This is a genomic window from Sediminivirga luteola (assembly GCF_014639315.1).
GTDB lineage: Bacteria > Actinomycetota > Actinomycetes > Actinomycetales > Brevibacteriaceae > Sediminivirga > Sediminivirga luteola.
The window spans coordinates 183,717-197,843 of the sequence record NZ_BMFY01000007.1 but is presented as its reverse complement, the minus strand read 5'-3'; the positions used below and the strand labels follow the sequence as shown (position 1 = coordinate 197,843).

The 14,127-nt window shown below is 72.0% G+C and carries 9 protein-coding genes and 1 pseudogene; all 10 read left to right on the top strand.

The genetic code is table 11. The annotated features are described in order from the left end of the window. Window positions 1-236: 236 nt before the first annotated feature. Complete coding sequence (locus IEW13_RS09745; protein ID WP_188550730.1) at window positions 237-2,057, top strand: hypothetical protein; 1,821 nt, start codon at window positions 237-239, stop codon at window positions 2,055-2,057. A 383-nt stretch (window positions 2,058-2,440) separates the two neighbouring features. Further along, entirely contained in the window at window positions 2,441-2,878 is a 438-nt protein-coding gene (locus IEW13_RS09740; RefSeq protein ID WP_188550729.1) for a hypothetical protein, read from the top strand. After that, window positions 2,820-4,283, top strand: a complete 1,464-nt coding sequence (locus IEW13_RS09735) for a sensor histidine kinase (RefSeq protein ID WP_229745064.1) — start codon at window positions 2,820-2,822, stop codon at window positions 4,281-4,283. The genes IEW13_RS09740 and IEW13_RS09735 overlap by 59 nt, the downstream gene beginning before the upstream one ends. Continuing rightward, the gene (locus IEW13_RS09730) at window positions 4,280-4,942 is read left to right on the top strand and encodes a response regulator transcription factor (RefSeq protein ID WP_188550728.1); all 663 of its coding nucleotides are present in this window, start codon (window positions 4,280-4,282) and stop codon (window positions 4,940-4,942) included. The genes IEW13_RS09735 and IEW13_RS09730 overlap by 4 nt, the downstream gene beginning before the upstream one ends. Window positions 4,943-5,586: 644 nt before the next feature. Next, window positions 5,587-6,774 carry a glycosyltransferase family protein gene (locus IEW13_RS09725; RefSeq protein WP_188550727.1) on the top strand — a complete coding sequence of 396 codons (1,188 nt, stop codon included), beginning with the start codon at window positions 5,587-5,589 and terminating at the stop codon, window positions 6,772-6,774. Between the two features lie 25 nt (window positions 6,775-6,799). Continuing rightward, window positions 6,800-8,023, top strand: a pseudogene (locus IEW13_RS09720) (glycosyltransferase); the annotation flags it as partial. 413 nt (window positions 8,024-8,436) lie between these two features. Beyond that, window positions 8,437-9,744 (top strand): glycosyltransferase family 4 protein, encoded by a 1,308-nt coding sequence (locus tag IEW13_RS09715; RefSeq protein ID WP_188550726.1) that lies wholly within the window; start codon window positions 8,437-8,439, stop codon window positions 9,742-9,744. Beyond that, on the top strand, window positions 9,741-11,657 hold the full coding sequence (locus IEW13_RS09710; RefSeq protein WP_188550725.1) for an ABC transporter ATP-binding protein: 1,917 nt from the start codon (window positions 9,741-9,743) through the stop codon (window positions 11,655-11,657). The genes IEW13_RS09715 and IEW13_RS09710 overlap by 4 nt, the downstream gene beginning before the upstream one ends. Next, entirely contained in the window at window positions 11,654-12,880 is a 1,227-nt protein-coding gene (locus tag IEW13_RS09705; RefSeq protein ID WP_188550724.1) for a phosphotransferase, read from the top strand. Before IEW13_RS09710 ends, IEW13_RS09705 begins: the two co-directional genes overlap by 4 nt. After that, window positions 12,877-14,088: a hypothetical protein gene (locus tag IEW13_RS09700; RefSeq protein WP_188550723.1), complete on the top strand. Its 1,212-nt coding sequence runs from the start codon at window positions 12,877-12,879 to the stop codon at window positions 14,086-14,088. Before IEW13_RS09705 ends, IEW13_RS09700 begins: the two co-directional genes overlap by 4 nt. The last annotated feature ends 39 nt before the right edge of the window (window positions 14,089-14,127 follow it).

Here is a 14,127-nt window from a genome sequence, read left to right as displayed (position 1 = left end):
CTCTCCAACTACCGCCTCCGCATGCTCCTCGTCGCAGGCGGACTCAACACGTGATCCCCACCGGAAGTCCGAAGAGCCGCTTATCGGTCCCTCCGTGCGCGTTCTGCGGGCCGGGGCCGGAGAGGAATTCAGATGAAGAGGACGACCGCGCTCCCGGCAGCCGCCGTGGCGCTGGCAGTCGCCGGCTTCGGGGCGTTGCCCGCGGCAGCNCGCTGGCAGTCGCCGGCTTCGGGGCGTTGCCCGCGGCAGCCGCCACGGCGCCGGAGCCCGCGCCCGAGCAGACGGTGGAGGACACCGCCGCACCGGAGCCGCCCGCCGGCGAGGGCCCGGCAGAGGATTCAGAACCCGCGGACGAATCCGGTGCCGCCCCGTCCGAAGGCAGCGGCACGGCTGATGCGGATCCAGGCGATTCCACCGGTACCGGGGCGACGGAAAACGCCGTTGCCGAAGCGCTCATCGAGAACATCACCTACTCGGTCAGCCCGGCCCAGCTCACCGTGGAAGAGCTCGCGACGACCGGCGTCGACGTCTTCTACTCCTGGGATGATCCTGAAGCGGAGTACTACTTCGAATCGACCCGGTTCACCAGCGCGGGGGAAGACCTCACGGAGCTGTTCCAATCTCCCGGCGGGCACGGCGGCCCCGGCGGCGGTATGAACACGTTCGTCGCTGATCTCCCCGCAGACTGGACCGGCACCGTGACCGTGTCCCAGGAGGTGAGCACGGCCGCGGAGACGGGCGAGGTCACGACCTCCTTCGAGGTCATCGGCGAGAGCACGACGGATCCCACCGATCCGGCGGAGCCTCCGACCGATCCGACCGATCCGACCGACCCGGGCGAGGACCCCAGCGACCCGGCCGAGCGGACGCTCACCATCGAGCCGCAGACCATCGCTGCCGAGGAGTTCGTCGACCCCGAGCAGGGCGTCATCATCACGGCGGCCGGCTTCACCGCGGATGAGGTCGTGACTCTCACCGTCGTCGCCGGACCGGGAGGCGTCGAGGGCCTCGAACTGCAGGAGAACGCCGACGAGACTGGCTCCGTCGCGTTCTACGTCTACGGCACCAGCAGCACCAACCCGGAGGCGTACCTCGGCGAGTATCAGGTCTCCGTGGCCGGCGCTGAGGACGAGGCCAACGGCCTGGAACCCCTCACCGGTACGTTCACGGTCAGCACCGAGACGGAAGAGCCGGCGCCGGCCGAGCCCATCGAGGTCACGGTGGAGCCCGGCACCCTCACGGTCGAGCAGCTCGCCAGCGAGGGCGTGAGCTTCACCGCCTCGGACTACCCCGGCGCGCCGTACGGCGTCGCCTTCGCCTTCACCGCCGCCGGCGAGGACCTGACCGAAGCGTTCGACCTGGTCGACGGCGGCGGTGACGTCGGGCCGATCTGGGGCACGTTCGTGGCCGAACTGCCGGAGGGCTTCGACGGGGAGATCACCGTCACCGTCCAGTACATCAACCAGGACGACGGTGTCGTCGGTTATGAGGGCGCGGCGGCCTTCACCGTCGGCACCGCCCAGGAACCGACGCCGGATCCGACCGAGACCCCGGCCGAGCGGGCACTGGCGGTGGAGCCCGAGGTCATCACCGTGACGGACTTCGTCGATCCGGAGCAGGGCGTGACCATCGCCGCGACCGGATTCACCGAGGGCGAGGTCGTCACCCTCGAAGTCGTCGCCGGGCCGGAGAGCGTCGAGGGCATCGAGCTCACCGATACCGCCGATGAGACCGGATCCGTTGTGTTCTCCGTCTACGGGCTGAACTCGGCCCAGCCGCAGGTCTACCTGGGCGAATACCAGGTCCGGGTCACCGGAGCCGACGACGAGGCGGCGGGCCTTGACCCGCTCACCGGTTCGTTCACGGTCGTCGACGCCAGCGGCGAGCCGGGACCCGGCGGCGGTCCGGGCGGTGGCCAGCCGGGCGACCAGCTGCCGCGCACCGGTGGAGAGCTCGCGGGCCTGGGACTGGGCGTGGTGCTGCTGATCGGCGGTGCCGCAGTGCTCCTGCTCACCACGCGCCGCGGCGCGCGAGAGACCGGCCCGGCCGCGCTCTGACGCGACGGCCAACGCGGTGATCACCTGCCCTCTCGTAGGCGGGCAGGCAGGCGTTCCCGCGGCGGCCGCTTCTTCCGGCGCGGGCGCGCCCCGGCCGGCACGCCGGCGACCACGACGGAATGAGGGCCCGGCCCCCACGAGGGCCGGGCCCTCAGCGTGCCTGAGGCGCCCTGGGCGGCCCGGATCGCCACGGGCGGACGCGGAGTGCGCTCAGGGGGCAGCGAGCGGGCGGGGCAGCGCCTGGGCGGCGTGAAACGGTCCTGCTGAGCCACGGATCACATGCCGCTCACCAGCGCGAACGCTATATAAGAGGACTCTCACCGCCCTGGAGTGGACTCCGGTGCTGAGCGTCGTGCACTGTGAATTCCATGACGCGGCTCAGCATGACGATCACGACCGTCGTCGCGGTCCTCGTCGTGGCCGCGGGCGGCCTGCTGATGATGCACCTGGACAGCGGCGCCAACGATCTGCCCGATCTGGACCCCATCGAACTCACCCCGGCGCCCACCGAGGACGCCGCCGGGCCCGAGGACGCCTCCGGCGATGAGGATGGCAGCGGCGCCGAGGACGGCAGCGCCGGTGACGGGTCCGAGGCGGACCCCGACGGGTCGGCGGATTCGTCCGGCTCCGGCTCGGCTCCGCAGGACCAGCAGCAGGCGCCCCGCACGCAGCCGCGGGACGATGCGCGTTTCCAGCCTGCCCCGCCCTCGCCACGTCAGCTCGACAACCGCCCTCGCGGCGGCGACGATGATGACGACGACGATGACGATGACGACGACTGGGACGACGATGACGATGACGACGACGATGACGACGACTGAGCGTCGTCATCGTCGTCCCCGGTTCTCGGTCACCCAGCGCATCACCACCGGCGTGCTCCTGCTCACCGCCATCGGCCTCGGCGCGGTCGGCCTGCTGCTCTACGTGCTGGAGTCGGCGAACCTGGACAACCGCATCGACCAGGAACTCAGCCAGGAGATCGTGGAATTCCGAGGCTTCGCGGAGAACGGCGTGGATCCGGAGACGGGGCGGCCCTTCGAATCCGCGGATCGTCTGCTGCGGGTGTTCCTGGAGCGCAACCAGCCCGGCACGGCGGAGACGTTCTTCGCCTTCACCATGGAAGGACCGGTGCTCTACCAGGGCGTCGCGGATCCACGGCTGAGCGAGACACGCGAGTTCGTCGCACTGGTGGAGGGCCTGATGGATCGCGGCGGCCGGACCAGTACCCAGATCGGCGACGCCACCTATCGGTTCGTCGTCCTGCCGCTGCATGAAGGCTCCGACCGGGGTGCATTCGTCGCCGTGCACAACGTGACCGAGCACCGTCAGAGCCTCAACGAACTCCTGCGGACCTATACGATCGCCGCCACGATGGCCACGCTCATCGTGGCCTTGCTGTCCTCCCTCATCGCCAGGCGCCTGCTGCAGCCGGTGCATGAACTGCGCACTGCGGCCCAGAGCATCACAGCGGGTGAGCTCGACCGGCGGCTGGAGGCCAGCGGCAGCGACGACCTCGCCGAGCTGATCCGCACCTTCAACGACATGCTCGACCGGCTGGAATCGGCCTTCGAGACGCAGCGTCAGTTCCTGGACGACGCCGGGCATGAACTGCGCACGCCTCTCACCGTGCTGCGCGGCCACCTGGAAGTCCTCGACCCCGCTGATGTCAACGATGTCGAGGAGACCCGGGCACTGCTGCTGGATGAGATCGGCCGGATGTCGCGCCTGGTGGAGGATCTCCTGGTCCTGGCGAAGACCCGCCGACCTGACTTCGTGCGGGCAGAGCCGGTGGAGGTCTCCGTCCTGCTGAAGGATGTGTTCGCCAAGGCCAGCGCGCTCGGCCCGCGGGACTGGGACATCAGGGTGCCGCCGCCGGTGACCATCCAAGCCGATCCGCAGCGGCTGACGCAGGCGATGCTGCAGCTGGCCGACAACGCCGTCCGCTACACCGAGGAGGGCACCAGCATCGTGCTGGGCGCCGATGCCGGACCCGATGCGGTTGATCTGTGGGTGAGCGATCAGGGCCCCGGTGTCCCGCCGGACAAACGCGAGGTGATCTTCCAGCGGTTCGGGCGCGCCAGCCAGGACGACCAGGGTTTCGGGCTCGGATTGACTATCGTGTCTGCTATCGCCCAGGCACACGGGGGCCAGGTCCTTCTGGACGACACGGTCACCGGCGCGACGTTCCGGCTCAGACTGCCCCGAGGAGAACAGGGAGAACAGTGAACCGCATCCTGATCGTCGAGGACGAACCCCGGATCTCCTCATTCATCGCCAAGGGCCTGCGCGCCCAGGGATTCACGCCGACCGTCGCCGACAACGGCCTGTCCGGACGTGACTACGCGCTCACCGGCGAGTTCGACCTCGTGGTTCTCGACATCTCCCTGCCCGGCATGAACGGGTTCGACGTGCTGGCGCAGGTGAGGGAGATGCGTCCGGACCTTCCCGTCCTAGTCCTGACCGCCCGTGACTCCGTCAGCGACACGGTGGCGGCGCTGGAGGGCGGCGCGGCCGATTACATGGTCAAGCCCTTCCAGTTCGCCGAGCTCCTGGCCCGGATCAAGCTGCGACTGCGCGGCGGCCAGAACGGCGAGAGCGCCCCCGCCGAGCTCGTGGTCGGCGAGGTCCGCCTGGATCTGCGCCGCCGCCGCGCCTATGTGGGGGAGAAGGAAGTCGATCTCTCTGCGCGCGAGCTCTCCCTGGCGGAGGTCCTGGTGGAGCACCGCGGGCAGGTGCTCTCCCGGGAGCAGCTGCTCTCGCGGGTATGGGGATACGACTTCGACCCCGGCTCCAATGTCGTCGACGTCTACGTCGGCTACCTGCGCAAGAAACTGGGCTCGACCTTCATCCAGACCGTCCGGGGCGTCGGCTACCGGGTGGACTGAAAGCCGCGCTGTCGTCGTTCCGTTCTTAGGTTGTCGTTCCATTCTTAAATCGCTGCGGCGTCGTCACGCACTCTTACCGCTTAGGTCGTCGCTGCGCCGGTAGATCGTCGTCGCCCAGGGCTGGAGGGTGACGACGTAAGGGCGCACCGGCGAATTAAGAAGAGACGGACCGGGTAGCGGCGTCCCCGCCGCGCAACGGCATCGTCCCGGCGTGCGCCATTAGAAGCGTCCCGTCCCTTCACAGCATCGTCCGGCAGGCGCCGTTGAATCGTCCCGCCGTCGCTGCGGCATCGCCTGCCCGCGCGCATACGCCGGGAAATCGGACCGGGACCGCCGTCGCTGCGGCATCGCCTGCCCGCGCGCGTACGCCGGGAAATCGGACCGGGACCGCAGGCACTTCCTGCGGCATCGCCTGCCCGCGCGCGTACGTGGGCCGCGTGGGGGCGCGCCCACTGCGGCGTTTGGCGAGCGGGACACGACGGCGCCCTGGTGCTGTGAGGGGCCTCACGCACAAGGAGCCTTTTGTAAGAACCGCCTCATGTTCACCTCATGTTCACCTCATGCGCGCCTCCCAGGATGGAGAACGTCGAGGGATGGCGGAGGTACCGGCCGTCCCGGTCGAGGACGTACACAGGAGGATCTCGATGAGCATCACGGTCGCGTTGTACTCGCACGACTCCGTCGGGCTGGGTCACGCCCGCCGCAATCGCGCGATCGCCTATGCGCTGGCCGCGGACCTGCCCCGGATCACCGGTGAACGCGTGCGCGGCGTCCTGATCGCGGGGCACCCCGATGCCACCAAAGACAGCCTGCCGCCGGGGTGGGACTGGATGATCCTGCCCGGTGTCACGCGCACCCGCGAGGGCTACGCCTCTCGCCGCCTGGACATGTCCATGGACAAGCTCGCTGCGCTCCGCGGCTCTGCCGTTTCTGCCGCGCTGGACGCGATCTCGCCGGACCTGTTCATCGTGGACCGGCACGCCTTCGGCGTCGCCGGCGAATTGAAGGGCGTCCTGGAGAACCTGCGCGAACGGCATCGCTGCGCCACGGTCCTGGGCCTGCGCGAAGTCCTCGACACCCCGGAGGTGGCCCGCGAGGAGTGGGAGCGCCTGGGCGGCGCCGATGTGGTCGCCGGCGCCTATGACGCCGTCTGGGTCTACGGCGACCCGGGCGTCTACGATCCGGTGCGCACGGGGGAGATCCCCGCAGCGCTCGCCACGCGCTGCATCTCCACCGGCTACCTCGCCCACGGCCGGCCCGACGACCCGGGCGCCGCCGGTACTCAGCCGTATGTCCTCACCGTCGTCGGCGGCGGATCGGACGGCCGCCGCGTCTCGCTCGCCGCGGCACATGCCCGCGTCCCGGCCGGGCACCGGCAGATCATCGTGACCGGGCCGCAGATGCCGGTCGAGGACTTCGAGGAGATCCATGCCTCCGCGGGGGAGGAGACGACTGTGCTGCGTTCGGCGCGCAATGTGCCCGCCCTGATCCGGGATGCGGCGGCGGTGATCTGCATGGGCGGCTACAACTCCCTGGCCGAGGTGATGGCCACCGACACCCCCGCACTCGTCGTGCCCCGCAGCTCGCGCCGGGCCGAGCAGCCCCGCCGTGCCGCCGCGCTGGCCGCCGCCGGAGCTGTGGATACGATCACCGCCGAGCAGTGCCGTCCGGAGGCGCTCTCGGCCTGGCTGAGCGGCGCCGTCCACCGGCGCGCCGGCCGCGATCACATCGACCTGGATGGCCTGACCCGCCTGGGCGATCTGGCTGCCGCGCACATCACCGCGCAGCAGCAGGACCGCACCTCCCGGCTGGAGGCCGCCGATGCCCGCTGAGACGCCCGCCCCGCAGGAGGCACCCATGGTCCCGCAATCCGCTGCCGGACGGCAGCCGGTCGTCGGTTACGTCCTGAAGATGTACCCGCGGTTCTCCGAGACCTTCATCGTCTCCGAGATCCTCGCCCGCGAAGCGCAGGGCGAGAAGATCGTCATCTTCTCCCTCCGGCCCACCACCGACACCCGGTTCCACCCGGAGCTGGCGCGCGTCCAGGCGCCCGTCGTGCACGTCGAACGCCCGTCCTCCGCCCATCGCTGGTGGCAGGTCTGGCAGCGCGGCGAGGCGGACGGCCTCGCCGGAGGGCTCTCCGATGCGCTGCCCGAGCTGCTGCGTGCCGGGCACGACGACGCGGGGCAGGCCGTCACCCTCGCCCGGCTGGCCCGTGAACACGGCGTCACGCACTTGCACGCCCATTTCGCCTCCGTGGCCACCACGGTCGCGCGGCTGGCCGGCCTCATCGCCGGGCTGCCCTACTCCTTCACCGCTCACGCCAAGGACATCTTCCACGAGAGCGTGGACGAAGCGGAGCTCGGCCGCAAACTCGCCGGAGCCCATCACGCCATCACCATCAGCGAGTACAACCTGGCCGATCTGCGCCGGCGGTTCCCCGCCTCAGCCGCGCGCCTGACGCTGGTGCGCAACGGGCTCGAACTCGAACGTTTCCCCTACCGCCCGGCGCGCCCCGAGGACGGCGGCCGCCGGCTGCTGGCCGTGGGCCGCCTGGTGGAGAAGAAGGGCTTCGGCCTGCTGGTCGAGTCCGTCGCCCGGCTCCGGGACGCAGGCATCGACGTGAGCGCCGACATCGCCGGTGACGGTCCGCTGCATGCGGAGCTGCAGGCCCTCATCGCCCGGTACCGGCTCGCCGACCGCGTCCGGCTGCTCGGCCCCCGCACTCAGGCGGAGATCCTCGAACTGCTCGGCAGCCACGACGTCTTCGTCGCGCCGTTCGTGGTGGGCCGCGACGGCAACGCCGACGGGCTCCCCACCGTTCTGCTGGAGGCGATGGCCCGTGGCATCCGCTGCGTCGCGGCCGATGTCACCGCCGTCGGCGAGGTCGTGCGCACCGGGGAGACCGGCTGGCTCGTCCCCAGCGGCGATGTGCCCGCGCTGACCGCCGCCATCGGCGAGGCCATCCGGCCAGACCCGGAGCACCGTACGCTGACCGGCAACGCCCGCAGGCTGGTCGAAGAGCTTTTCGACTCGCGCCGCCAGGCCGCTGCGCTCCGTGCCCTCGTCGCGCAGCCGGCCGCGCCGAGAGGGCCGGCCGCGCCGGCGGACCCGATTACGGCAGAGGCCGCTCCGGTGTCCGCCATCGTCCACAGTGCCGCTCCGGCACCTGTGTCCACAGCGTCTCCGGTGCCCTCGGCGTCCGCGGTGGCGGCCGGCGATTCGGGGTCCCCGCTTCCCGAGCACACCGGCACGGCCGGACTGCTGGCCGGAGCCGAGGAGGACCAGGACGACAGCGAGCCGCTCCCGGGTCGTCCCGGCGAGGGACTGCCCGCGATGCCGATGCCAGTCCGAGCGGCGCGCTCTTTTGCGGCCCGAGACCTGCGGCCAGTGCCGGCCACAACGGCAGCCTCCGCAGCATCGACTGCATCGGAGGCTCCCGCGGCATCGTCCGCGCCGACCGCATCCGCCGCACCGACAGAGAGGACCCACCGATGAGAATCGCCTATCTGCTGGCCGATCCCGGCATCGGCGTCTTCGGCACCAAGGGCGCGTCCGTGCACGTCCAGGAGATGATCCGCGCCTTCCGCGCTCATGGCCACGAGGTCACGGTGTACTGCGTCCGGTGTGAGACCCAGGTCCCCGAGGACCTGCGCGATCTGCGCGTCGTCACCGTCCCGGTCCGCGCCGCCAAGGGCGCGGCGGAACGAGAGTCCCGGGTGGCCGAGGCCGCGCGCCTGCTGGCCGAACTCGCCGCCGCCGAGGACTTCGACCTCGTCTACGAGCGCTACTCCCTGTTCAGCGACGCCGGTGCCCGCGCCGCAGCCGAGCTGACCGGGCGCAGGGGCAGTCGCGTGCCGCTCGTGATGGAGGTCAACGCGCCCCTGGTGGAGGAGCAGCGGGACCACCGCGTGCTGCACGACGAGCCCGGCGCCCGCGCCGCCACCCGCCGTGCCCTCGACCACGCCGAGATCGTCTCCTGCGTCTCCGAACCGGTGGCGGCCTGGGTCCGGGCCGCCGCGCCCGGTGCCGCCGGCCGCGTGATGGTACTGCCCAATGGCGTCAACACACGCCGCATCCGGCCCGCCGCCCGCACACCCGGCGCCCCTTTCACGGTGGGCTTCGTGGGCACCCTCAAGCCCTGGCACGGCACCGGCGTCCTCCTGGAGGCGTTCGCCGCCGCGGCCAGGCAAGACGATGGCTCCGGCGCGTCCGGTGGCTCCAGCATGAGCGGGGGCGCCCGCGGGACGAGGGACTCCGGTGGCTCTCACGATGCGGCCAGTGACGCGGCAGGCTGGCGCCTGGAGATCTGCGGCAAGGGCCCGGAGCTGGAGACTCTGCGCGCCCGCGCCCGTGAGCTCGGCCTCGGCGAGCGTGTGCGGTTCCACGGGGCGGTGGCCCCGCAGGACGTGCCCGGGATCCTGGCTGGCATGGATGTCGCGGTCGCCCCCTACCCGCACGGCGATCACTACTTCTCCCCGCTGAAGGTGTACGAGTACATGGCCGCGGGGCTGCCCGTCGTCGCCTCCGCCATCGGCGACCTGCCTGGTCTGCTCGGCGATGAGAGGCGCGGGCTGCTGGTGCCGCCGGGAGACGCGGAGGCTCTGGCCACCGCGCTGCGCCGGCTGGCGAGCGACCGGCTGCTGCGCGAGCGCCTGGCCCGCGCAGGTCGCACGATAGCCGTGGCCGAGCATGACTGGAGCCTGCGTTGCGCCGAGCTGCTGACCCGGCTCGGCCTGCCAACCGGGCAGACGCTGCCCGCGCGGACGGAACCCCGGCAGCAGGAGGTGAGCACCGTATGAGAAAGGACGCCCGCCGCCTCCACCGCGAGGCTCTCACCCGCACCCTGCGGACATTGCGGCCGCATCTGAAGCAGCACCGGCTGCTCGCCCTGGGCGGCCTGCTCGCCCTGGCCGGCGATGTGATCTTCCGCGTGCTGGAGCCCTGGCCGGTCAAGTACGCTGTGGACGCCGTGACCCAGGCGCTCGGCGCCCGGCTGTCCGAGACGACGGGCCTGGGCGGCGATGTCGGCCTCACCCTGGTGACGTGGGCGCTGCTGCTGGCCCTCATCGTCGGCGGCCGGGCGGTGTGCAACTACGCCAGCACGATCGCCTTCGCCCTGGTCGGCTCCCGGGTCGCGACGCAGCTGCGCTCACGCGTGTTCGACCACGTCCAGGCGCTCTCACTGCGCTATCACTCCCGGGCCTCCGTCGGCGACACCTCGCAGCGGCTGGTGGGGGACATCGGCCGGCTCCAGGAAGTCGCCGTGACCGCCGGTTTGCCGCTGGTCGGCAACGTCCTGACGCTCGCCGTGCTGCTGGTCGTCATCATGATCCTGGACCCGGTCCTGAGCCTGATCGTGGTGGCCACGGCCGGCGCGTACTTCGTGCTCTCGCGCTTCGCGACGCCGAAGATCACGCATGCGTCCCGGGCTACCCGCAAGGGCGAGGGCAAGCTGGTCGGATCCGCCGCCGAGGCGCTCGGGGCGATCCGGGTGGTGCAGGCCTACGGCCTGGAGAAGACCGTCGCGCACGACTTCGCGGACGGCAACGAGCGTGCCCTCAAAGCCGGTATCCGCGCGCGGCGCCTGGCCGCCGGACTCGAGCGCTCCACCGATCTGCTGGTCGGGGTGGCCACGGCCGTCGTCCTGGGCTTCGGCGGCTGGCAGGTGCTGCGCGGCCGGATGACGCCCGGCGATATGGTGCTCTTCCTGATGTACCTCAAGATCGCCATGAAGCCGCTGCGCGATATGGCCAAGTACACCGGCCGGATCGCTCGCGCAGCCGCCTCGGGAGAGCGCATCGCGGACCTGATGGAGGAACCGGTCGAGATCGCCGATCCCAAGCCGGCGCTGCGGATGGGCAATGTGGACGGGGACGTCGCCTTCGACCGGATCACCGCCCGCGACGGGCACGGCCGGGTGCTGTTCGAGGACCTCAGCCTGCATATCCCGGCGGGCCAGCGGGTGGGACTGCTGGGTCCCTCCGGCGCCGGCAAATCCACCCTGGCCGGCTATCTGCTCCGCCTGGCCGACGCCGATGCCGGCAGCGTGCTCATCGACGGCTACGACACCCGGAGGGTCACCAGAGCCAGCCTGCGCCGGCACGTGTCCATCCTGCTCCAGGAGTCGGTGCTGTTCACCACCACGGTGCGGGAGAACATCCGCTACGGCCGGCTGGGAGCCTCCGACGCCGAAGTCGAGTACGCCGCCCGCCGTGCGGGCGCCCACGACTTCATCACGGCCCTGCCGGAGGGGTACGACACCGTCCTGGGGAACCGCGGCGACACCCTCTCCGGCGGGCAGCGGCAGCGCGTCGCGATCGCCCGCGCGCTGGTCCGCAACGCGCCCATCGTGATCCTGGACGAGGCGACCGCCGGCCTCGACCCTGCCTCGCGCGCCACCGTGGAGGAGTCGCTGCGGGAGCTGACCCGGGGACGGACGACGCTGGCCATCACCCACGACCTGGGCACCATTCAGGGCCTGGACCGGGTGCTGTGGCTGGAACACGGCCGCATCGAGGAGGACGGCGCCCCCGCCGAGCTGCTCCGCGACCCGGACAGCCGCCTGGCGCGATGGGTGGCCGCGCAGACGAAGGGGACACAGCCCGAGGCAGCGCAGACGAAGGGGGCGCAGCCTGAGGGGGCCGGCGTCGATGGTGCCCGGCCGGCCCGCGGCGGCGGGCTGGAACCGGCGCAGAGGCGGCTGCGCGCATGACCGCCGGGCTGCTTTCCCACGATGAGCGCCTCGTGCGCTTGGCGGGGCTACCCTTCGCCGCTGAGCTGCTGGACGACGCCGCGCTCTCGGAACGGCTGGGCCGGCCGGTGCGCGCGGTGTACGTCCGGGTCAAGGAGGGGCGGAGCCTGGTGGTCGCCTGGCACCCATCTGACTGCGGTGAGTCCGGCGAATATGGCGACGGTGACCCCGGCGTCTCCGCTCAGGCGGGCGGCTGGGCAGCGGTCTTGGCCGATCCGGACAAATACCGGAACGCCCTGCGGCGGGCCGCCCGCGCCGGGCAGCAGATCAGGGTGCACGAGGACTCCGGGCCGTACCTGCTGTCAGGTCCGGTCGCCTCCGACCCCGAGCTGGCGCGGCCGCTGCACGACCTCGGCCTCCCGGTGACCGGGCTGCGGCCGCTGCGGTACAACCCGCGCCGCCGCCTGGTCGCTGCCGAGACCCCCGAGGCCGCCGGTCACGCTCACGGCAGGGTGCTGCGCATCGCCGCCCGGCCGGAGACGCATCTGGTGCACGCCGCGGCCCGCTGGGCTCAGCTGGGAGCCCCGGTGCTGCCGGTGGAACCGCTCGGACGCCGGTCGACCGCGATGGCGAGCCAGCTGTGGGGCCACGGCGACCTGCTGCGCACGCCGCGCTTGGAGGCGGCGCTCGCGGCAGGGGAGGTGATCGCGCGCGTGCACGAGGCCGGGCAGGCGACGCCGCAGGAGCACGGGCGCGCGGTGGCGCCGGCGGATGTGAGCGGTGCGGCCGATGCGGTGCACCGGCTGGTGCCGGCGCTCGGGTCCCGGGTGCAGGCCCTCGCCGAAGCGCTCACGCCCGGGGTCCGCCGGTCCGAGGCGGAAACCGGAACGCATACGGAGCTGCACGGGGACCTCTCACCCGACCAGATCCTCGTCGGCGACGGTGAGATCCGCATCATCGACCTGGACCGGGCCGGCCGCGGCCCGGCGGCGCGGGACATCGGAAGCTGGCTGGCCGCCTGCCGCCGGCAGGACCTGCCGGAACTGGCGGAAGGCTTCCTGCAGGGGTACCGGCACGCCGGTTCACGCCACGCCCGCCACGCGCTCCGCGTCGGTGAGCTGGCCGCCTGGGAAGCCTACGCCCAGCTTGCCGCCGCGGTGGAGCCGTTCCGCCGCCGGGAACACGACTGGCCGGAGACGATCGCACGCCGGGTACGCCTGGCCGAGGAGGCGCTGGAACGATGAAACCGCAGACCATCCCGCAGGCGCTGACCGCGGGAGACGCTCCCGTGGGCGCGGCAGCCGACACGATGCCGGTTCTCGTGCTGCCACCTGAGCAGGTCGAGGCCGAGGGCGGCGCGTGGACAGTCCGCCGCGCGTGGCCCGGCGCGAAGGGCGAACTCATCCTCGAACTGCTGCGCGAGGGCACCGTCCGGGCCGCGCGGATGCGCAGGGGCCGGATCGAACTGTGGGAGCCGGGACGGGATCCCAAGCTCGACGCGCTGCGGCCCGCCGCCGCGCACGGCCAGGTGATCTCCCACCGGCCGGGCAAGCGCGCCGTCGTGCGCAGCGCCGACGGCAGCAGGTACATCAAAGTGGTCCGGCCCGGCAGAGCACCGGGTATTCTGCGCGGCATCGGCCGGGCACGGGCCTTCGAGGGCAGGTTCCGGATGCCGCGGGTCCTGGCCGGCGATGACGCCACGGTCGTGTTCGAGGCGCTCACGGGCCGGAGCATGCACGAGCCATGCGCGTTCACGCCCGCGGAGTGGTACCGCGCCTGGGCCGAAGTGCTCGGCGCCTGGGAAGAGGTCGTGCGTGCCGTCCCGGGCCCGGGGGCACCGGCAGGAGACCTAGAAGGCGTGTTCCCGGCGAGGAACAGCGCCGGAGGCACGGGTGCCGGGAACCCGGTCCAGCCGGTGGACGTTCCCGTGCACGGCCCGGCGGAGGAGGCTGCCGTGCTGCGGCGCTGGACCGCGCTGGCCGCGCCGGTCGTGGCAGGCGGAGACGGCCAGAGCGCAGCGGGCGCCGACGGCCCCGAGGCCGGCTGGCGGCGTTTCGAGGCGGCCGTGGAGCGGACCGTGCACCGGCTGCTGCAGCTTCCGGTGCACCGATGGGCGCCGGCGCACCGGGACCTCCACGACAAGCAGCTGCTCTGGGATCCGGAACTCGGCCCCGGACTGCTCGACGTGGACACCGCGTGCCTGGCCGATCCCGCGCTGGACCTGGCGAACCTCCGTGCCCATGCGCTGTGGCGCCGGAGGCAGGGCCTGTGGACGGCTGAGGACGCCGATGTCGTCCTCGCCCAGGTGGACACCACCGCCGCCCGGCTCGGGGTGCTCCCGGGAGCGCTCGCCGTCTACCAGGAGGCGACGCTGCTCCGGCTTGGCTGCGTCTACGCATTCCGTCCGGCCTGGGCGGGACCGGCTGCGGAGCTGCGCGCCGAACTCAGCTGACCGGCTGCCCTCCGGACGGCGCGTCTCGATAGGATCGGA